The sequence below is a fragment of the Pantoea eucalypti genome (assembly GCF_009646115.1).
In the GTDB taxonomy this organism is placed as follows: domain Bacteria; phylum Pseudomonadota; class Gammaproteobacteria; order Enterobacterales; family Enterobacteriaceae; genus Pantoea; species Pantoea eucalypti.
The window spans coordinates 3476793-3498181 of record NZ_CP045720.1; the positions used below are offsets into that span (position 1 = coordinate 3476793).

Genomic DNA, 21389 nt, shown 5'->3' on the forward strand with positions numbered 1-21389 from the left:
TTAAACTCCCAACTTCCATGACAGCGTACGCAGCAGATCGGCAAAAACACCGGCCGCTGTGACATCATTTCCTGCACCGTATCCACGCAGCACCAGCGGAATCGGTTGATAGTAACGGCTGTAAAACGCCAGGGCATTCTCGCCGTTTTTCACTTTATAGAGCGGATCGTTGCCGTCAACGGCGTCGACCTTCACTTTACAGACGCCACCCTCTTCGATCACGCCCACGTAGCGCAGGACTTTGCCCTCATTCTGCGCTTGTGCAACGCGATCGGCAAAGGCGTTATCCAGCTCGGGCAGACGCTGCATAAACTGCTCAACATCCTGAATTTCGGTCAGACTGGCGGGCAGCAGCGGCTCGATCTCAATATCACTCATCTCAAGCTGATGACCCGCTTCACGCGCCAGGATCAGCAGCTTACGCGCCACATCAGTGCCAGCCAGATCGTCACGCGGATCGGGCTCGGTGAAGCCCATCTCACGCGCCATGTTTGTCGCCTGCGAAAGCGAAACGCCTTCATCCAGCTTGCCGAAGATAAACGACAGTGAGCCAGAGAGGATGCCGGAGAAACGCAGCAGTTCATCACCCGCGTTCATCAGGTTCTGCAGGTTTTCGATCACCGGCAGTCCGGCACCGACGTTGGTATCGTAAAGGAATTTACGACGCGATTTGGCCGCGGCGGCACGCATCTGCTGATAGTAATTCCAGGATGACGTGTTGGCCTTTTTGTTCGGCGTCACCACATGGAAGCCTTCGCTGAGGAAGTCAGCATACTGATCGGCAACGGCCTGGCTGGAGGTGCAATCCACAATCACCGGATTGAGCAGATGATACTCTTTTACCAGACGGGTCAGACGGCCCAGATTAAAGGGCTCTTTGGCTTCGGCTAATGCCGACTGCCAGTTGCTTAAATCAATGCCGTGAACGTGGGTTAACAACGCCTGCGAGTTAGCAATACCGCACACACGCAGGTCGATATGTTTTTTCTTCAGCCACGCCTGCTGGCGATGCAACTGATCCAGCAGCGCACCACCGACTCCGCCGACACCCACCACGAACACTTCGATCACCTGATCGGTGGCGAACAGCATCTGATGCACCACGCGCACGCCGGTGATCACTTCGTCATTGTTCACCACGACCGAGATAGAACGCTCAGAGGAGCCCTGCGCTATCGCCACGATATTGATGTTGGCGCGTGCCAGTGCCGAGAAAAATTTTGCTGAGATGCCGCGCAGGGTGCGCATGCCATCACCCACTACCGAGATCACCGCCAGGTTTTCAATGATATCCAGCGGATCGAGCAGCCCATCTTTCAGCTCCAGATAGAACTCCTCTTCCAGCACATGACGCGCCCGCGCCAGCTCGCTCTGCGGCACGCAGAAACTGATGCTGTATTCGGAAGAGGATTGGGTGATCAGCACGACAGAGATGCCGGTACGCGACATGGCCGCAAAGACTCTGGCCGCCATTCCGACCATCCCTTTCATGCCGGGACCGGAGACGTTCACCATCGCCATATTATTCAGGTTAGTGATGCCTTTTACCGGGCTTTCATCCGGCTCGCCTTCGGCACCAATCAGGGTGCCGGGTGCCTGTGGATTGGCGGTATTTTTGATCAGGCAAGGGATCTGGAACTGGGCAATCGGCGCGATGGTGCGGGGATGCAGCACTTTGGCACCGAAGTAGGAGAGCTCCATCGCCTCCTGATAGGACATCGACTTCAGCAGACGCGCATCCGGCACCTGACGCGGATCGCAGGTATAGACGCCATCTACATCGGTCCAGATTTCACAGCAGTCGGCGCGCAGACAGGCGGCCAGCACAGCGGCTGAATAGTCTGAACCGTTGCGGCCCAGCACTACCAGCTCGCCACGCTCATTACCGGCCGTAAAACCCGCCATCAGGATCATGTTTTGTGGTGGAATTTGACTGGCTTCGATGCGGCGGGTCGATTCGGCAATATCAACTGTGGATTCCAGGTAGTGGCCTATTGCCAGCAATTTCTCCACCGGGTCGATCACGCTGACCTCATGACCGCGTGCCTGCAGCAGCGCTTCCATGATCGCAATCGAGAGTTTTTCTCCGCGACAGATAATCGCCGCGTTCACGCTGTCCGGGCACTGTCCCAGCAGGCTGATACCGTGCAGAACCTGTTTTAACTGCGCAAACTCAAGGTCAACGCGGGTTTTGAGTCGATCAAACTCAAAGCCCGGCTGTGCATCAGCCAGTCCCTGCAGCAGCTCGCTGAAAATGCGTTCGGCGTCGCTGATATTCGGCAGAGCGTCCTGACCACTGATGGTTTTTTCAATCATCGCCACCAGATGGTTAGTGATCTTTGCTGGCGCAGAGAGCACGGTTGCAACCTGTCCTTGTTGCGCATTACTTTCCAGAATGTCAGCGACGCGAAGAAAACGTTCCGCATTCGCTACCGAGGTCCCGCCGAATTTCAGCACTCGCATGATATAAACTCTCCTGAATTTAAGCCGAAAAAAAAGCCCGCACTGGTTAGGTGCGGGCTTTTTTTCTGTTTTTCCTGTATGCGTCAGCCCGCACCGTTACCTGTGGTAATGGTGGTGGTAATAATTGTGGTGTTCAGGCTGATTTTACGCATTTAGATTTATTGTCTGTCTGTTTTTGTCTGTCCGTCTTGCGTCCAGAAGTAAAGCAAAGCGCACGTTAAGTCAACCCGATTTGTCCGGTGGACAGATTTCAACCACTGCGCACAGCCACCGCTGAAACCGTGAAACGCTATGCGATCGTTTGCCATGCTGAAATCCTCTGCGATCTGTTGCTATAAAATCAGCTTTTTGCCGAGGATTTATCTGTGAGTTTTTTTTCAATATCGTGCAGCAGACGGTGCAGCATCGCACTGTCGCGCTGTTCCAGCAGACCTACCCGCTGATCGATCCAGTCTGACAGCTTCTCATCATCACTGACCTCCAGTTGCGCCAGCAGCTGATGGAATCGCTGGCGCAGCGCCTGTAACTGCTGACCATCGGCGGCAGACGCAACAGGCGCCTCAACCTGATTCAGCGTCGAGAGTTGATAGCAATAGACCATCACCGCCTGACCGAGATTCAGTGAAGGATAGTCATTCGCCATCGGAATCCCCGTCAGCAGGTCGACCTGTTCCAGCTCTTCATTAGTCAGCCCGCTGTCTTCGCGACCAAATACCAGCGCCATACTGTTGACCCACTGACGCTTCTCCAGCAGTTGCGTTTCAACCTGTTCTGGTGTGGCGTAGTAACGAAACTTTGCCCGGCTGCGCGCAGTGGTTGCGACAGAAAAATCGATGTCCGCTAACGCGTCTGCCAGGGTAGCAAAGGTCTGAATGTTATCAAGAATGTCGCCAGCACCATGTGCCACACGCCGCGCAGCAGGATCCTGCCAGGCGTCGCTGGCCACGATGCGCAGCTGGCTGAACCCCATGGTTTTCATGGCACGCGCCGCAGCGCCGATGTTTTCTGGCCGCGCAGGCGAGACGAGAATCAGTGGGAAAAGCATATTTAATCCATTGGTCAATTTATCTAACGTCATATTAACATGGCTCTTAAAGATTCAGGTGCCAGAAGGTAATAAGAAAATTGTGGATTAATGATGTCAAAACTGGTTAAAACTGATGGCCTGAACCTTTTTATGGGCAGAAGGCGTTTTATTAAAAAAAACGTTATTTATCCATTCAAATTCAATAAGATAAAATGTGATTTCCAGCCGGTTCAATTCTGGCCTGCATGAGTTAAAAATGTAACGAAAATGATGCTTTTTGTGAGCTAAACAGGCATTCTGCGAGAAGTTTTTCACAAAAGTGTTAACGTGCTACAATTGCATTTGATATAAGTCAACGAAGCGTTGTTTTTATGCTTATCGGTTGTAGTTGGTGCTGTTAGGTTGCTGTTAATACAGTTAGGATATGCGCCATTATCATTAACGCCCGGGGCATGCAATTTTCATCCTGACTGGCTGAGCTAATACTGTTGTTGACGTTGATAGATGGCTTATCAAAATATGATTTCGTACAACGGTTCTGCGCGGCCCGCCGCTCTCGATGATGGAGAACGCCATACCGCTGTACGCCCTGTTTTCAATTTGTTGGCAAATTTTAGGTAGCTAAACATGCAGACCCCGCACATTCTTATCGTTGAAGACGAACTGGTCACGCGTAATACCCTCAAGAGTATTTTTGAGGCGGAAGGTTATGTGGTGTATGAGGCGACTGATGGTGCTGAAATGCATCAGGTGCTGACCGACAATGACGTTAACCTGGTCATCATGGACATCAACCTGCCTGGCAAAAACGGTCTGTTGCTGGCCCGTGAACTGCGTGAGCAGGCCAATGTCGCCCTGATGTTTCTGACCGGCCGTGACAACGAAGTCGATAAAATCCTCGGTCTGGAAATTGGCGCTGATGATTACATCACCAAACCGTTTAACCCGCGTGAGCTGACTATTCGTGCCCGTAACCTGCTGTCGCGCACCATGAATCTGGCTATGCCAGGGGAAGAGCGCCGTCAGGTAGAAAGCTATAAATTCAATGGCTGGGAGCTGGATATTAATAGCCGCTCTTTGATCAATCCAAACGGCGAGCAGTATAAACTGCCACGTAGTGAGTTTCGCGCCATGCTGCACTTCTGCGAAAATCCGGGCAAAATTCAGACCCGTGCCGACCTGCTGAAGAAAATGACCGGCCGCGACCTCAAGCCGCATGATCGCACCGTCGATGTCACCATTCGTCGCATCCGTAAGCATTTCGAATCCACGCCGGATACGCCAGAGATCATCGCCACCATTCATGGTGAAGGTTATCGCTTCTGCGGCGACCTGCACGAGTAAGTGCTTGTTTGATGCAGCAAATAAAAAAACGCCTCCTGGGGCGTTTTTTTATGTTCAGTGCCACGGCATTATGAATGCCACAACATTATCAGTGCCACGGCATAATCGGCACGGCGCTGAGCGCATTTTTCGGTGAGCCATCAACCACTTTATCGGAATAGGTCAGATAGACCAGCGCATTGCGCTTTTTGTCGTAGAAGCGGACAACCTGCAGCTTCTTAAAGATTAAAGAGGTGCGCTGGCGGAATACTACTTCCCCCTCTGCTTTGCCCTGTGCAATTTTATCACTCACTTCAACCGGACCGACCTGCTGACAGGAAATGGCGGCATCAGAGGTATCCTCTGCCAGCCCCAATCCGCCTTTGATTCCCCCGGTTTTTGCCCGGCTGATATAGCAGGTTACATTTTTAACATCCGGGTCATCGAAAGCTTCAACAATAATCTTGTGGTCAGGCCCGAATATCTTGAAGACCGTATCAACAGAGCCAATCTGTTCGGCAAAAAGCGGGCTGGAAAAGGTCAGCGTAGTCAGCGCAGCGATCATAAGTCGGGATATTGTCATGGAGTTACCATTGCAAATGGAATAGATGAGAATGTAATGTACTGTTAATCGATACAATGACCAAACCAAAACGGGTTTTAGCCCGTACTGATTTAGCACAACCTTCCCCGAGAAACGTCCCACGTCTTTTGAGCAATGAGTGCTAATATTCTTCGAATGCGTTTAGCTGCACCACCAGAGTAGAGGATGTTTTATGGACCAAGCCGGTATCATTCGCGATTTGCTTGTCTGGCTGGAGAGCCATCTGGATCAACCCCTTTCACTGGACAATGTTGCCCAGAAAGCGGGTTACTCTAAGTGGCATCTGCAAAGGATGTTCAAAGACGTGACCGGGCACGCAATCGGCGCCTATATCCGAGCCCGTCGTTTGTCTAAAGCCGCCGTGGCGCTGCGCCTGACCAGTCGCCCGATCCTGGACATCGCACTGCAGTATCGTTTTGATTCACAACAGACTTTTACGCGTGCATTCAAAAAACAGTTTGCACAGACACCGGCCTGGTATCGTCGCTCTTCCGAATGGAATTCATTCGGTATCCGTCCCCCGATTCGCCTGGATGATGAGACGCAGCCGGAACCCGCTTTCGTCAGCCTGCCGGAAACGGTGCTGGTGGGACAAACCCAGAACTACACCTGTATTCTGGAGCAGATTTCCAGCTACCGCGATGAAATGCGAATGCACTTCTGGAAGCAGTTCCTGCTGGAAACGGACACGATTCCGCCGGTGCTGTATGGCCTGCATCAGGTGCGTGCCAGCCAGGACAAAGATGACGAGCAGGAGATTCTTTATACCACTGCGGTGCCTGCTGACAGCGCGGTGAACCTGCATTCTGGCCAGAAGGTTATTCTGGAAGGTGGCGACTATGTGCAGTTCACCTTTAACGGTCCGCGTGTCAATTTGCAGGAATTTATCCTGCTGCTTTACGGTACCTGCATGCCAACGCTGGGGCTGACCCGCCGTGAAGGGCAGGATATCGAACGCTTTTATACCCATGGCGGTAAAAAGCGCTCGGAGCCACCGACTGAGATCCGTTGCGAATATCTGATTCCGATTCGCCGCCAGCAGGCTGAAGCCAGCTAAGTTTAAGGCTGTCGTCATCGTGACGGCAGCCTTAAGCAATCAGCGTTGCAGCTCGTCGAGCGCAGGCGCATCCAGATGGGAAATATCCCCCGCCGTCTCTACAATCCAGCCTTCTGCCAGCCAGGCGCTCTGCTGATAATCCACACGTGAAATAGAGCAGTTACGCAGGCGCAGGCGACGTTCCGCATAGGCGGGCAAACCCAGAATTGTACTGACCAGCGACCCGAGCGCCATACCGTGGCTGACCAGCAGCGGACGGCTTCCGGCAGGCAGATCGAGACAGGCATTCAGCGCGGCGTGCATGCGCGTCGCCATCTCCGTCATCGACTCCCCTTCAGGGATACGGCCACCTTCGGTCCCGTTGACCAGTGCAGCGCGCCACTGCTCCTCTTCCGCCGTTAAGCCATCCAGCGGACGCTTCTCCAGCACACCCATATTCAGTTCACGCAAGCGCGCATCAAGCGTCACTGAGCAACCGCAGGCATCTGCGATAATCTCGGCGGTGCGACGCGTGCGCCCCAGATCGCTGGCAATAATGTGCGTGATGCCCAAATGCTTCACGCGCTCACCCACCTGCCAGGCTTGTTGCTCACCTTTTTCCGTCAGCGGACTGTCGGACTGACCCTGAATACGGCGTTCCGCATTCCATACCGTTTCACCGTGACGAACAAGATAGACCTGTAGCATGTTAGTTTCCGTTATACTGCGACAAAAATCGCTTTAGACCCTGTTCCATCAGCCATCATTGTTGCAGACATTCCAGACACAGACAGCGCGGAACAATCCGGCGTACACGCAGTACGTGAGGGTTGTCAGCACAGCCCAGGTTCAGAATGACAACGAAAACAGCCGGATGGGTCAGGCGCTTAATCATCTGAGGGTTTAATCAATTATGTACCATGTTGTCGCAGCCACAACCAACCCAGCGAAGATTCACGCGATTGCTCAGGCTTTCAGCGACGTTTTCGGCGAGGGATCCTGCCATATTGAAGGGGTCGAGGTCGATAGCGGCGTTGCTGCACAACCGTTAACCCATCTCGAAACGCGAACTGGCGCACGCCAGCGCGTGATGAATGCCCGGCAGGTCCGACCAGAAGCGGCGTTCTGGGTCGCCATTGAGGCGGGCATCGAAGATGACAGCGCATTTGCCTGGATGGTGGTGGAAAATCAGAAACAGCGTGGCGAGTCGCGCTCGGCCAGTTTCACCCTGCCTCCGGTGGTGCTGGCGGGTCTGCGTGAAGGCCGTGAACTCGGCGAAGAGATGGCGCGATTAACCGGCATCGACAATATCAAACACAAGGGTGGCGCAATCGGGGCGTTTACGAACGGCCTGCTCAGCCGATCAAGTGTCTATCATCAGGCACTGATTCTGGCGCTCTGCCCGTTCGTTCATCCGCTCTATCAACAGTAATCAGGCGCGTCCCAGACGCGCTTCCAGCCAGCGTTTCAGCTCGGGCGGCGCCTCTTTCAGGCTATTAGACCCACGGGTAATCGTCGCGATGCCGACGCCGAGCTCATTTTTCAGCTCGCGCTGGCTCATCTCGCCATTCATTAACTCTTCGATAATCCGCAGACGGGTGCCGAACGCTTCCCGCTCATCGGGCGTCATCATCAGTTGCATCAGAGGCAGTGCATGGCCATCAGCAAAGGCCTGCTGCATCAGCACGACAAAGCGCTGCCAGCTATCTTCTGCCGGATGTGCATCGGTAGAGAGGGAATCAGAATGGGTCATGAAGAGGCTTCCGTACTCGCTAAAGAGTACGGAAGCTTAGCACAGCTAGTAACGGCGATTCCACTCAGCATCTGACAGGATCTTGTCAGGCTTGCCCATGAAGTAACGATAGTAGGCGTCATACGCCAGCACACTCTTCACGTAGCCGCGCGTTTCAGAGAACGGAATGGTCTCAATAAATGCTACGGCGTCGAGATTGCCCGCGCTGGTTTTCAGCCAGCTTCGCACCCGGCCCGGCCCGGCGTTATAGGCCGCTGAGGCGAAAATCCGGTTCTGGTCGAACTGCTGATAGACATACTCCAGATACTGCGTACCAATCTGGATATTGGTTTCCGGATCAAGCAGCTGACTGGTGTTGCTGTAGCCAGGAATGTTGTACATCTTCACGGTATGCGCCGCCGTTGCAGGCATAATCTGCATCAGACCACTGGCGCCGACCGGCGAACGCGCTTTCGGGTTCCAGGCGCTCTCCTGACGCGAAATCGCCATCGCATAGCTCGGTGGGATCTGCTTCACCTCGGTATTTCGCTCATAGACACTCCGCCACGCCAGCGGGAAACGCTCTTTCAGGCTGTCCCACATTTTGGCGGTGATAGTCGCCTGCACGCTGAGATCCCACCAGTCCTGCTCGTTGGCGTAGCGCGCCAGCATCTGCTGCTGCGTATGCGTCCGGCTGCCGATCAGATTGCTCCATTCGCTACGGGCCAGGTTATCCAGCCCCCAGTACATCAGCTCGCGAACGCGGGCCAGCTCGGGTCCCTGGAGGGTGGCGCTGTCAGGCTTCGGCGCTTCATCAATCTGCAACGGATAGTCTACGCCCAGCCGCTGAGCAGCCACCATCGGATAGAAGCCGCGTTCTTTCATCAGCTTGCGCAGGATCTCTTCCGCTTCCTCTTTACGATCTTTCTCAAACAGCAGATCGGCCTGCCAGTACTGCCACTCATCTTTCTCTTTGGCTTCCAGCGGCAGACGAGCAATCCAGGTGTTCAGGCCGCGTCGGTCATGCTGAGAGAGCGCCAGCCGCACCCGGCGTTCCACCAGCGCGGTAGACTCGCTGTTCATCACTACTGCATCGCGCCAGCGTGCCTGCTCAGAGGTAAGATCGCTGCCCATCATGCGCCAGACCACAATCTCCTTCAGCGCCTGCTCATCTTCCGGCCCCATTTTCTGGGCCCGGACCAGAATCGGAATCAGGCTGCGGGCATTTTCCATGTCCTGCCGCGCCACACGCGTAAAGGCGTAAATGGTGGCCTGACGGGTAAAGTCGGTTGGCCCCACGGCACTGGCGAAGGTGCTGACGGTTAACGGATCCTTTTGCAGGGCCTGTATCGCGTCAGACATGGTCTGATAATCGGCAGGCAGCGTCTTCGCCAGATAGCTCACCAGGTTGTCATTACCGGCTTTCATCGCCAGCCGGATACGTTCCAGGATAGTAATCGGCGAAATCTGACCGGACGCCTGCCAGACCGAGAAGAGCTTATCGCAATCCGCAGGCAGCGCCGTGCCACGCAGCCAGATCTGCTTCGCGCCATCAAACGCGGCCTGCTGCTGCCCGGTGGCCCATTTGGCGTAATACCAGTTGCAACGCGCCTGCACCGGCTTGGGTTCGGTCGGGCTGAAGTTCAGCACGCCCTGCCAGTCCTGTCGGTAAGCCAGCACGTTGATAAAGCGGGTGCTGAGCGATCGCGCGGGAGGCAATGTCGGGTACTGGCGAATAAAGTTCTGCACGGCCAGGGTGGTCTCCTGATCGAGATCCTGAGCCAGCAGGCGATATTGCAGATAAGGATAGAGCGGATAGTCCTGTAGCGTAGGCAACAGCTGATCCACGGTGGCCATCTGGTTACTGTCCCAGGCCTGTTTAATTTGTTGATAACGTTGCCGTTGTTGATCAAGCGAATCGGCCCATGCGCTGCTGGCCGAACCGACCAGGCAGATCCCTATCATCCAGTTACGCCACTTCACCACGTAAATCTCCTCTGTTGCTGGGGCCGGCAACTTGCCAGACAGTCTTCATGCTAACCGGGCCACCGCACTCTTGCCATGTTCTTCACAAAATTTACGCATACAGACAGTTAACGCACCGTCATCGCTCAGCGTACGCGCCGTGATTGTGCAAATTATCATCAGTAAATCTTATTACCCAGCGATTTAAACTGTTGAATCATTGCGTTAAAAACTGGCACACGCTTTGCTCTGTTGAATTCCATCTTGTATACCAGCTGGAATTCTTCGTATGACTTCTACCTTCGGCCTGACGCTTCCCGCCTGGCAGCAGCGCACTCAGCAGGCACCACACCAGATCCGTTCGCTGCTGAGTGCGCACCTGGCAGCCCTCGACACACGCGATAATGCCTGGATCTATCTGGCAACACCTGACCAGTTAGCGGCACAGATTGAACCGCTGCTGGCAGACTATGAACGCGATCCCGCGTCGCTGCCGCTGTTTGGTGTGCCCTTCGCCGTAAAAGATAACATTGATGTCGCAGGCTGGCCGACCAGCGCCGCCTGCCCTGCGTTTACCTATACCGCCAGCGAAGATGCGGTCGCCGTCGCCCGGCTGAAAGCCGCTGGCGCAGTCGTCATCGGTAAAACCAACCTCGATCAGTTCGCAACCGGCCTGGTCGGCACCCGCTCGCCCTATGGCGCGGTCAGTAATACCTTTGACGCTGATTACGTCAGCGGTGGCTCCAGCTCTGGCTCGGCATCGGTGCTGGCGCGCGGACTGGTCGCTTTTTCACTGGGCACCGATACCGCAGGATCGGGCCGCGTGCCGGCGGGCTTTAATAATATCGTCGGACTCAAGCCGACCAAGGGCTGGTTCTCTGCACGCGGCGTGGTGCCCGCCTGTCGCCTTAACGACACCATTTCGGTATTTGCGCTGACGGCAGAAGATGCGTTTAGCGTCGCCAGTATCATGGGTGGCTACGATGCCGGTGATGCCTATTCGCGTATTAATCCGCGCACCGCCCCAGCCAGCCTGCCGCGTCATCCCCGTTTCGCTATTCCGGCGCACCCGGCGTTTTTTGATGATGCTGCCGCTGAAGCGGCCTGGGATCAGGCACTGGAAGCGTTGCAGGCGGGCGGCGCGACGCTGCACCCCATCGACTTCACGCCGTTCCGGACGCTCGCTGAACAGCTCTACTACGGTCCCTGGGTTGCCGAACGCACAGCGGCGGTGGGTGAGATGCTTGACCGTCCGGCGGAGATGGACCCGGTAGTGCATGAGATCGTCACCAGCGGCCTGAAATACAGCGCGGTGGACGCCTACAAGGCGGAGTATCTGCGGGCCGAACTGACGCGTCAGATTCAGGAGACGCTGGCACAGTTTGATGCGCTGGTGGTGCCGACCTCACCCACCATTCACACCCTGGAGGAGATGAAACAGGAGCCGATTTACTTCAACTCACAGTTCGGCACCTACACCAACTTCACCAATCTCGCCGACCTCTCTGCCCTGGCGCTGCCCGCACCGTTCCGCAACGACGATCTTCCGGCAGGCATCACGCTGATTGCACCCGCCTGGCACGATCGGGCGCTGGCGGAATTCGGCCTTCGCTGGCAGCAGCAGCTTGCACTGCCGCTGGGCGCGACCGGTCAGCCGTGGCCGACCCGATCCACAACCTTACCTGTCTCACCTGACCACGTCCGGCTGGCGGTAGTGGGCGCGCATCTCACCGGCATGCCGCTCAATTTCCAGCTCACCGAACGCAATGCCGTCTGGGTGGAAGAGACGAAGACCGCGCCACACTACCGCCTCTTTGCCCTGCTGGAAGGTGCAATCAAAAAACCGGGCCTGATGCGTGACGAACAGGGAGCGGCGATCACCGTTGAGCTGTGGGATATCCCACTGGCCCGTTTCGGCGAGTTTGTGGCGGAGATTCCGGCCCCACTGGGGATCGGCAGCCTGACGCTGGCCGATGGCCGCGTTGTTAAAGGCTTTATCTGCGAAGGCTCAGCGCTGAAGAGTGCGCTGGAAATCACCGAGACGGGCGGCTGGCGCAACTGGCTGGCATCACAGGGGAGTCACTGATCATGTTCACTACCGTACTGATTGCCAACCGCGGCGAAATTGCCTGCCGCGCCATTCGGACCCTGAAACGCCTCGGCGTGAAAAGCGTCGCGGTCTATTCAGACGCTGACCGTAATGCGCAGCACGTTAAGCAGGCGGATATCGCCATCGCCCTGGGCGGCGAGAAGGCCAGCGACAGCTATCTGCGCATCGACAAAATTCTGGCAGCAGCGCAGCAGAGCGGCGCGCAGGCTATCTGGCCCGGCTACGGATTTCTTTCTGAAAGCCAGGCGTTTGCCGACGCCTGCAATGCGGCAGGTATCGCCTTTGTCGGCCCCACCGCGCAGCAGATTGGTGAGTTCGGCCTGAAGCACAGCGCTCGTGAACTGGCCGCCAGCGCGGGTGTGCCGATGACGCCCGGCACACCCCTGCTCGCCTCGCTGGAAGAGGCAATGCAGGCAGCTGATAAGATTGGCTATCCGGTGATGCTGAAAAGCACGGCGGGCGGCGGCGGCATTGGCCTGACGCGCTGCGCCGACGCCGATGCGCTCGCCAGCGCCTGGGAGAGCGTGCGCCGTCTTGGTGAGCAGTTTTTCAGTGATGCAGGCGTATTTCTGGAACGCTGTATCGATCGCGCCCGCCACGTTGAAGTTCAGATTTTTGGAGACGGCAAAGGCAACGTGGTGGCGCTGGGCGAACGCGACTGCTCACTGCAGCGCCGCAACCAGAAGGTGGTGGAAGAGACACCGGCGCCCGGCCTGTCGCAGGCCACGCGTGACGCCCTGCTCGCCTCGGCGGTGCGGCTTGGCGAGCAGGTCAACTACCGCAGCGCAGGCACCGTGGAGTATATCTACGACGTCAGCCAGCAGGCCTTTTACTTTCTTGAAGTGAACACCCGCCTGCAGGTGGAGCATCCGGTCACCGAATGCGTCACCGGCCTCGATCTTGTGGAGTGCATGTTGCAGGTGGCGGCGGGCGATGCAGTGGACTGGTCACGTCTGCAGCAGGCACCGCAGGGTGCAGCGATTGAAGTGCGGCTCTATGCGGAAGATCCGCTGAAGAACTTTCAGCCCAGCCCCGGCCTGTTAACCGGCGTCACCTTTCCTGACGGCGTGCGGGTCGACAGCGGCATCGAAACCGGCAGCGAGGTCTCCAGCTTCTACGACCCGATGATCGCCAAGCTGATTGTGCATGCCGACACGCGCGAGGCGGCACTGGAAAAACTTCATCATGCGCTGGATGCAACTCAGCTGCATGGCATCGCCACCAACCTCGACTATCTGCGCCAGATCACCCGCAGCGACGCGTTTCGCAGCGGCAACGTCTGGACGCGCTATCTCGACAGCGTTGTGCCTGCCGCCTCCGTGGTGGAAGTGCTGCAACCCGGCACCTTCAGTTCGGTGCAGGACTATCCCGGCCGCCTCGGCTACTGGGATATCGGCGTGCCGCCTTCCGGCCCGATGGATGATTTCGCGTTCCGTCTGGCAAACCGAATCGTGGGTAACCACGAGGCAGCAGCAGGCCTGGAGTTTACCCTGCAGGGGCCGACGCTGCGTTTCCACTGTGATGCCATTCTGGCGCTGACCGGCGCGGACTGCGACGCCCGGCTTGATGGCGAACCGGTCAGCGCCTGGCAGCCGCTGGCGGTGAAAGCGGGACAGACCCTGGCACTGGGACGCGCCCGGCAGGGCTGCCGCAGCTATCTGGCGGTGCGCAACGGCTTCGACGTGCCGGAATATCTGGGCAGCCGCAGCACCTTTTCACTGGGCCAGTTTGGCGGTCACGCCGGACGCACCCTGCGGGTGGCCGATATGCTGGCAATCTCCCGGCCTGAACGGGCAGCCTGCACTACACCGGCCCCGGTCAGCGATCCGCAGCCGCTTGATGCGACGCTGATTCCCCACTACGGCAGCGAATGGCGCATCGGCGTGCTTTATGGCCCGCACGGCGCACCGGACTTCTTCACCCAGGCCGCCATCGACGAATTCTTTGCCAGCGACTGGCAGGTGCACTACAACTCCAACCGCCTCGGCGTTCGGCTGGTGGGTCCGAAACCGACCTGGACCCGCGCCAACGGTGGCGAAGCAGGCCTGCATCCCTCCAACGTTCACGACTGTGAATATGCCATCGGCGCGGTCAATTTCACCGGCGACTTCCCGGTGATCCTGACACACGACGGCCCGAGCCTGGGCGGCTTCGTCTGTCCGGTGACCATCGCCAAAGCCGAGCTGTGGAAAGTGGGCCAGGTCAAACCGGGCGACACCATCCGCTTCCACCCGATTACCGCAGACGATGCACTGGCGCGGGAAAAAGCGCAGATGCACCTGATCGACACCCTGCGGCCGGAACATCCCCCGACCTTTGCCGTGCCGTCGCTGGCTGAAACCGCCCACGGCTCCGCCACGATTCTGTCCGCCATTGAGGCCACCGGCAGCACGCCGAAAGTGGTCTATCGTCAGGCCGGCGACAAATATGTGTTGATTGAGTATGGCGACAACGTGCTGGCCCTGGCGCTACGTCTGCGCGTGCACCTGCTGATGAATGCGCTGACGGCGCAGGCGGAGCCAGGCGTTGAGGAGCTATCGCCAGGCGTGCGCTCACTGCAGGTACGCTACGACAGCCGCATTATTTCACAGTCCGCCCTGATGTCGCTGCTGCTGGCGCTGGAAGCGACGCTGGGTGATGTCAGCACGCTGAAAGTCCCGTCGCGCGTGGTGTGGATGCCGATGGCGTTTGAAGACAGCGCCACGCTGGGTGCGGTCAGCCGCTATCAGGAGACGGTGCGTGCCAGTGCGCCCTGGCTGCCCAACAACGTGGACTTTATCCAGCGCATTAATGGCTTAAGCAGCCGCGATGAGGTGCGCGACACCCTGTTCAACGCCAGCTATCTGGTGCTGGGGCTGGGCGATGTTTACCTCGGCGCGCCCTGCGCCGTGCCGATCGATCCGCGCCATCGCCTGCTGAGTTCCAAATACAGTCCGGCACGTACCTTTACCGCCGAAGGCACGGTCGGCATTGGCGGCATGTACATGTGCATCTACGGCATGGATTCGCCCGGCGGCTATCAGCTGGTAGGCCGCACGCTGCCCATCTGGAACACCTTCCTGAAGAATCCGCAGTTCACAGCCGATGCGCCGTGGCTGCTGCGCTTCTTCGATCAGGTGCGCTTCTATCCGGTGAGTGAAACCGAGCTCAACCAGCTGCGCGAAGATTTCCGCGAAGGTCGTGCCAGCCTGCGTATTGAAGAGACGCAGTTTGATTTTGCCGCGCACCAGCAATTCCTCGCCGACCATGCCGCTGAGATTGCGGACTTCCGTCAGCGCCAGGCGACCGCCTTTGAACAGGAAGTGCAGTTATGGGCGCAGGAAGAACAGAACGCATCGGCGGCGGATGAGGTGCCGGACAGCGTGAGTGAAGCGGACGAAGGCGGACTGGCGGTGCAGGCCGACCTCAATGGCAACATCTGGAAAGTGCTGGTGCAGCCGGGCGACGAGGTCAGCGCCGGACAGACGCTGATTATCGTCGAGGCGATGAAGATGGAGCTGGCGATTGTCGCGCCGCAGGCCGGTCGGGTGACGCGGATCGCCTGCCAGGCGGGCCGCCCGGTCAGCCCTGGCGATACCCTGCTGTGGCTGGAATAAGGAGCGCCGATGACAACCCAACCTCAATCCCCTAAAGCGCGCCCGGAAGCGCTGGCCCAACGGGTCTATCAGGCGCTGAAGGCCGATATTTTCGCCTTTCGCCTGATGCCGGGCGATCGCTTCAGCGAAAGCGAAATCGCCGGACGGATGGCGGTCAGCCGCACGCCGGTTCGCCAGGCGCTATTCCGGCTGGAGCGCGAAGGCTTTGTCGAAGTCTGGTTCCGCAGCGGCTGGCAGATTAAAAACTTCGATTTTGCCTGGTTCGAATCGCTGTATGACCTGCGCACCGTGCTGGAGTGCGAGGCGGTAAAACGCCTCTGCGCCCTGCCCGCGCCTCAGTGTGCCGCGCTGTTACACGAACTCAACCAGTTCTGGTGTGAAGCGGAGGCGCTCACCGAAGGTCTGGTGGTGTCGCAGCATGACGAAGCGTTTCACATGGCGCTGGTCGCGGCCGCGGGTAACCCGGAGATGGCGCGCATACACGCCGAACTCACCGAGAAGATCCGCATCATCCGTCGGCTCGACTTCACCCGCGATGATCGCATCTGTGCGACTTATCAGGAACATGCTCAGATTTTACAGGCGATTTTTGCGCAGCAGACAGATGAGGCGCAACGCATCCTGACCGATCACATCGCTGTCAGTAAGGCGGAGGTCAGGAAGATCACACTGCACCGCCTCCAGCAGGCCCGGCTCCAGCTCACCGAATAACATAACAACCACTCAGGGGTTTAAATGATGAAAAGACGTTCGTTGATCAAGGCTTTCGCCCTCTCCGCTACCGTTGTCAGTATGGGTTTCGCCTGGAGTGCGCAGGCGGCTGACACCATCAAAGTGGGGATCATGCATTCGCTCTCCGGCACCATGGCGATCTCTGAAACGCCACTGAAAGATGTGGCGCTGATGACCATCGATGAGATCAACGCCAAAGGGGGCGTGCTGGGGAAAAAGCTGGAGCCGGTGGTGGTCGATCCCGCCTCTAACTGGCCGCTGTTTGCCGAGAAAGCGCGGCAGTTGCTGACCCAGGATAAAGCGGCGGTGGTGTTTGGCTGCTGGACCTCGGTATCACGCAAATCGGTGCTGCCGGTGTTTGAAGAGCTGAACGGCCTGCTCTTCTATCCGGTGCAGTATGAAGGGGAAGAGATGTCACCTAACGTCTTCTACACCGGCGCGGCGCCTAACCAGCAGGCGATTCCGGCAGTGGAATACCTGATGAGCGAAGATGGCGGCAGTGCAAAACGCTTCTTCCTGCTGGGCACCGACTACGTCTATCCGCGCACCACCAACAAGATCCTGCGTGCCTTCCTGCACAGCAAAGGCGTGGCGGATAAAGATATCGAAGAGGTCTACACGCCGTTTGGTTACAGCGACTATCAGACCATTGTCTCCAACATTAAAAAATTCGCGGCAGGCGGTAAAACGGCGGTGGTCTCCACCATCAACGGCGACTCCAATGTGCCGTTCTACAAAGAGCTGGCTAACCAGGGCATCAAAGCCACTGACATTCCGGTGGTCGCCTTCTCAGTGGGAGAGGAAGAGCTCCGCGGCATCGACACCAAACCGCTGGTGGGTCAGTTAGCGGCCTGGAACTATTTCGAGTCGATCGATAATCCGACCAACGCGAAATTTGTTGCCGATTACCGCGCTTACGCCAAAGCACATAACCTGCCGAACGCCGCCACCGTGGTGACCAACGACCCGATGGAAGCGACCTATGTCGGCATCCATATGTGGGCGCAGGCGGTGGAAAAAGCGGGCACGACGGACCCGGACAAAGTGCGGGCGGCAATGGCCGGTCAGACCTTTAAAGCGCCGGATGGCTTTACCCTGACCATGGACCAGACCAACCACCATCTGCATAAGCCCGTCATGATTGGTGAAGTGGAAGAGAACGGCCAGTTCAGCGTGGTGTGGCAGACCGATAAACCCGTGCGTGCCCAGCCCTGGAGCCCGTACATTGCCGGTAACGACAAGAAGCCCGATTACCCGGTGAATACTGCGCAGTAATTTTCGTTGCTGATAAGAAAGCGTCACCCGCTGTAAAGCGGCAGCACGGCAGTGGTCATTCGACTGCCGTGCTGACCTCCCCAAACGAGGCTCCTTTTATGAATCTATGTCGCTGTTTTTTCAGCCTGCTTCTGTTGCTGCCGCTGTTTGCCAGCGCCGGACCGGCGGCAGACTTTACCGCCGCCAGCCGCAGCCAGCAGGCCACGCTGCTGCAACAATGGGCTGCCGCGCCGGACAGTCAGCGTCTGCCGCTGCTGGAAGCGTTAAAAGCAGAAACCGTGGTCATCGACCAGAACAAACAGCCATTCAGCCAGCAGGGATCGACGCTGCAGCCGCTGGATGCGGTGGCACAGCCCACGGGTAACCTGAAAAAGCTATTTATGAACAATCGCCTGCGCGTGCTGGTAAACAACGCGCTGGCGGCGCACCAGCTGGTGAGCAGTGATGCGGCCCTGCGTCTGCGCGCAGCGCAGCAGCTGCAAAATGAGGGTGCCGCCGACCAGTTGCCGCTGCTGGAACAGCGGCTGGCCGCTGAACAGGACAGCCGGGTACATGCTGCATTAGCGCTGGCACTGGCGAATCTGCAACTGGCGGATGGCGAACCGATGGTGCGCCTGCGGGCGGTGAAACTGCTGGGTGAGTCCAGCGATCCCAATACGCAGGCCAGCCTGCAACGCCTGACCCAGCCCGCGAATGAGCCCGATGTCACGGTACGGGCGGCAGCGGCCGAAAGCCTGCAACAGATTCAGAAACGGCTGATGTGGGGCGATCTGCTGGGGCAGGCCTTCAGCGGCCTGTCGCTGGGCTCCATCCTGCTGCTGGCCGCGCTGGGCCTGGCGATCACCTACGGGCTGCTGGGGGTGATCAACATGGCGCACGGTGAAATGCTGATGCTCGGCGCGTACGCCACCTGGTGGGTTCAGAGCCTGTTTCAGCAGTTTGCACCGGACTATTTAGCCTGGTATCCACTGCTGGCGTTGCCGGTCGCCTTTATGGTCACCGCCGCCATCGGCATGGCGCTGGAACGCACCATCATCCGCCATCTCTATGGCCGTCCGCTGGAGACGCTGCTCGCCACCTGGGGAATCAGCCTGATGCTGATCCAGCTGGTACGCGTGCTGTTCGGGGCGCAAAACCTGGAAGTGGCGAACCCATCGTGGCTCTCAGGTGGCCTGCAGCTGCTGCCCAACCTGGTGCTGCCGTGGAACCGCATCGCAGTGATCCTGTTTGTGGTGTTTGTGCTGGCGCTCACCTGGCTGCTGCTGAACCGGACCCGCCTTGGCATGAACGTGCGCGCCGTGACCCAGAACCGCGCCATGGCGGAGTGCTGCGGCGTGCCAACGGGTCGCGTCGATATGCTGGCGTTTGGCCTCGGTTCGGGCATTGCCGGGTTGGGAGGCGTGGCGCTGTCGCAGCTTGGTAACGTCGGACCGGAGCTGGGTCAGGGCTATATCATTGACTCATTCCTGGTGGTGGTGCTGGGTGGTGTCGGCCAGCTGGCAGGCACCGTGGTTGCCGCGTTCAGCCTGGGCATTCTGAACAAAGTGCTGGAGCCGCAGATTGGCGCGGTGCTGGGTAAAATCCTGATTCTGGTAATTATCGTGCTGTTTATTCAGAAACGTCCGCAGGGACTGTTTGCGGTTAAAGGAAGGGTGACTGACTGATGACGCAACCCATCACACTTCGCGTGGCGCGCACCACGCCGCGCCTGACGATCAGCATCGGCGTGGCGATCACTCTGGCGTTACTGGTGATGCCGTTTCTGGTGCTGCTGCCCGCCGCCCATCCGCTGGCGATCTCCACGTATACCCTGACGCTGGTCGGCAAAATCCTCTGCTATGCGGTGGTCGCCGTGGCGCTGGATCTGGTGTGGGGTTACGCCGGACTGCTGTCGCTGGGCCACGGGCTGTTCTTTGCCCTCGGCGGTTATGCCATGGGCATGTACCTGATGCGCCAGGCCGCAGGCGAAGGCTTGCCCGCCTTTATGTCCTTTCTCTCCTGGCGAGAGCTGCCCTGGTTCTGGACCGGCACCGAATACTTCGCCTGGGCGCTCTGCCTGAGCATGCTGGTGCCGGGCCTGCTGGCGCTGCTGTTTGGCTTCTTCGCCTTTCGCTCAAAGATCAAAGGCGTCTACTTCTCCATCATGACCCAGGCGCTGACCTACGCCGGTATGCTGCTGTTCTTCCGTAATGAAACCGGATTTGGCGGCAACAACGGCTTCACCGGCTTTACTACCCTGCTCGGCTTTTCGGTGACGGCGACCGGAACCCGCATCGGGCTGTTTATCGCCACGGTGCTGCTGCTGTTGCTGAGCCTGGTGATTGGCTTCGCCCTGGCGCGCAGCAAGTTTGGCCGGGTGCTGACCGCAGTGCGGGATGCCGAAAACCGTCTGATGTTTTGTGGTTACGATCCGCGCGGCTTCAAGCTATTAGTCTGGACGCTCTCCGCCGTGCTGTGCGGTCTTGCCGGGGCGCTCTATGTGCCGCAGGTCGGCATTATCAATCCGGGAGAGATGTCACCAGCCAACTCAATAGAAGCCGCGATCTGGGTGGCGCTGGGTGGACGCGGTACGCTGATTGGCCCGCTGCTGGGCGCAGCAATTGTTAACGGCGCACGCAGCTTCTTCACCGTCGCCTTCCCTGAATACTGGCTGTTTTTCCTGGGAATGATGTTCATCCTGGTGACACTGTTTCTGCCGCACGGCGTGATTGGCCTGCTGCGCCGGAGGAAAAAATGAGTGATGCCCTGTTTACCCAGCCTCAGCTCGCGGATCGCCATCGGGCGCAGCGCGATCCCGTCCTGCAACTGGAGAAGATCAGCGTCTCGTTTGACGGCTTTCGGGCGCTGACCGATCTTTCGCTGCAGATCGGCATCGGGGAACTGCGCTGCGTGATCGGCCCCAACGGCGCAGGCAAAACTACGCTGATGGATGTGATCACCGGCAAAACCCGCCCCGACGCCGGCCGGGTGATCTACGACCAGGACAGCGATCTGACCCGTCTGTCGCCGGTAGAGATCGCCCGCGCCGGCATTGGCCGTAAGTTCCAGAAGCCTACGGTGTTTGAGGCATTAACCGTATTTGAGAATCTTGAGATCGCGCTTAAAGCCAATAAATCGGTCTGGGCCAGCCTGCGCGCTCGTCTCAGCAGCGAACAGCGCGACAGAATTGATGAGGTGCTGAAACTGCTGCGGCTGGGTGGCGAACGCCAGCGCCGTGCGGGCCTGCTATCGCACGGCCAGAAGCAATTTCTGGAGATTGGCATGCTGCTGGTTCAGGAGCCGCATCTGCTGCTGCTGGATGAACCGGCGGCAGGCATGACTGACGCAGAGACGGCCTACACCGCCGAGTTGTTCCGCAGCCTGGCGGGCAAACACTCCCTGATGGTAGTGGAGCATGACATGGGCTTTGTCGAGACCATCGCCGACCATGTCACGGTGCTGCATCAGGGGCAGGTGCTGGCCGAGGGTTCGCTGCGCGAGGTTCAGGCCAGTGAGCAGGTTATCGACGTTTATCTGGGGCGCTAAA

General features: G+C 58.1%; 17 protein-coding genes and 1 other annotated feature. Of the genes, 10 read left to right on the forward strand and 7 right to left on the reverse strand.

Features of this window, described 5'->3' with window-relative positions:
* From thrA to EE896_RS16270, 3 genes are all read right to left on the reverse strand, one after another.
* On the reverse strand, positions 1-2463 hold the full coding sequence (gene thrA / locus EE896_RS16260) for a bifunctional aspartate kinase/homoserine dehydrogenase I (protein WP_008925548.1): 2463 nt from the start codon (positions 2461-2463) through the stop codon (positions 1-3).
* A 26-nt stretch (positions 2464-2489) separates the two neighbouring features.
* Positions 2490-2608 (reverse strand) — a sequence feature (Thr leader region).
* Positions 2547-2615 carry a thr operon leader peptide gene (gene thrL, locus EE896_RS16265; RefSeq protein WP_071591720.1) on the reverse strand — a complete coding sequence of 23 codons (69 nt, stop codon included), beginning with the start codon at positions 2613-2615 and terminating at the stop codon, positions 2547-2549. Its footprint overlaps the feature before it by 62 nt.
* Positions 2616-2803: 188 nt before the next feature.
* On the reverse strand, positions 2804-3508 hold the full coding sequence (locus EE896_RS16270; RefSeq protein ID WP_003854850.1) for a tRNA/rRNA methyltransferase: 705 nt from the start codon (positions 3506-3508) through the stop codon (positions 2804-2806).
* A 609-nt stretch (positions 3509-4117) separates the two neighbouring features.
* Here EE896_RS16270 and arcA point away from each other — a divergent pair.
* Positions 4118-4834, forward strand: coding sequence for a two-component system response regulator ArcA (gene arcA, locus EE896_RS16275; RefSeq protein ID WP_003854852.1), 717 nt, complete (start codon positions 4118-4120; stop codon positions 4832-4834).
* An 88-nt stretch (positions 4835-4922) separates the two neighbouring features.
* Here arcA and creA read toward each other — a convergent pair whose 3' ends face one another.
* On the reverse strand, positions 4923-5396 hold the full coding sequence (gene creA / locus EE896_RS16280) for a protein CreA (protein ID WP_033743110.1): 474 nt from the start codon (positions 5394-5396) through the stop codon (positions 4923-4925).
* A gap of 193 nt (positions 5397-5589) precedes the next feature.
* Between creA and robA the strand changes: the two genes are divergently transcribed.
* Positions 5590-6474, forward strand: coding sequence for an MDR efflux pump AcrAB transcriptional activator RobA (robA, locus tag EE896_RS16285; RefSeq protein ID WP_003854854.1), 885 nt, complete (start codon positions 5590-5592; stop codon positions 6472-6474).
* Between the two features lie 39 nt (positions 6475-6513).
* Here the strand turns inward: robA and gpmB are convergent, their stop codons facing one another.
* Positions 6514-7161 (reverse strand): 2,3-diphosphoglycerate-dependent phosphoglycerate mutase GpmB, encoded by a 648-nt coding sequence (gene gpmB, locus EE896_RS16290; RefSeq protein ID WP_090964157.1) that lies wholly within the window; start codon positions 7159-7161, stop codon positions 6514-6516.
* A 205-nt stretch (positions 7162-7366) separates the two neighbouring features.
* On the opposite strand from gpmB, the gene yjjX reads away from it, so the two are divergent.
* Positions 7367-7885: an inosine/xanthosine triphosphatase gene (gene yjjX, locus EE896_RS16295; RefSeq protein ID WP_008925545.1), complete on the forward strand. Its 519-nt coding sequence runs from the start codon at positions 7367-7369 to the stop codon at positions 7883-7885.
* Here the strand turns inward: yjjX and trpR are convergent, their stop codons facing one another.
* Positions 7886-8206, reverse strand: coding sequence for a trp operon repressor (gene trpR / locus EE896_RS16300; protein WP_003854864.1), 321 nt, complete (start codon positions 8204-8206; stop codon positions 7886-7888).
* 45 nt (positions 8207-8251) lie between these two features.
* Positions 8252-10171: a murein transglycosylase gene (sltY, locus tag EE896_RS16305; protein WP_140916177.1), complete on the reverse strand. Its 1920-nt coding sequence runs from the start codon at positions 10169-10171 to the stop codon at positions 8252-8254.
* A gap of 268 nt (positions 10172-10439) precedes the next feature.
* Between sltY and atzF the strand changes: the two genes are divergently transcribed.
* The 7 genes from atzF to urtD all read left to right on the forward strand — a co-directional run bounded on the left by atzF (position 10440) and on the right by urtD (position 21388).
* A complete protein-coding gene (gene atzF, locus EE896_RS16310; protein ID WP_140916176.1) occupies positions 10440-12236 on the forward strand; it encodes an allophanate hydrolase in 1797 nt (598 codons plus the stop codon).
* A gap of 2 nt (positions 12237-12238) precedes the next feature.
* Positions 12239-15856, forward strand: coding sequence for an urea carboxylase (gene uca / locus EE896_RS16315; RefSeq protein WP_140916175.1), 3618 nt, complete (start codon positions 12239-12241; stop codon positions 15854-15856).
* Between the two features lie 9 nt (positions 15857-15865).
* Entirely contained in the window at positions 15866-16567 is a 702-nt protein-coding gene (locus tag EE896_RS16320; protein WP_140916174.1) for a GntR family transcriptional regulator, read from the forward strand.
* Positions 16568-16594: 27 nt separating this feature from the next.
* Complete coding sequence (gene urtA / locus EE896_RS16325; protein WP_140916195.1) at positions 16595-17863, forward strand: urea ABC transporter substrate-binding protein; 1269 nt, start codon at positions 16595-16597, stop codon at positions 17861-17863.
* Positions 17864-17961: 98 nt separating this feature from the next.
* Positions 17962-19527, forward strand: coding sequence for an urea ABC transporter permease subunit UrtB (urtB, locus tag EE896_RS16330; protein ID WP_140033778.1), 1566 nt, complete (start codon positions 17962-17964; stop codon positions 19525-19527).
* Positions 19527-20600, forward strand: a complete 1074-nt coding sequence (urtC, locus tag EE896_RS16335) for an urea ABC transporter permease subunit UrtC (protein WP_140916173.1) — start codon at positions 19527-19529, stop codon at positions 20598-20600. Before urtB ends, urtC begins: the two co-directional genes overlap by 1 nt.
* A complete protein-coding gene (urtD, locus tag EE896_RS16340; RefSeq protein ID WP_008925538.1) occupies positions 20597-21388 on the forward strand; it encodes an urea ABC transporter ATP-binding protein UrtD in 792 nt (263 codons plus the stop codon). Before urtC ends, urtD begins: the two co-directional genes overlap by 4 nt.
* Position 21389: the final 1 nt, after the last annotated feature.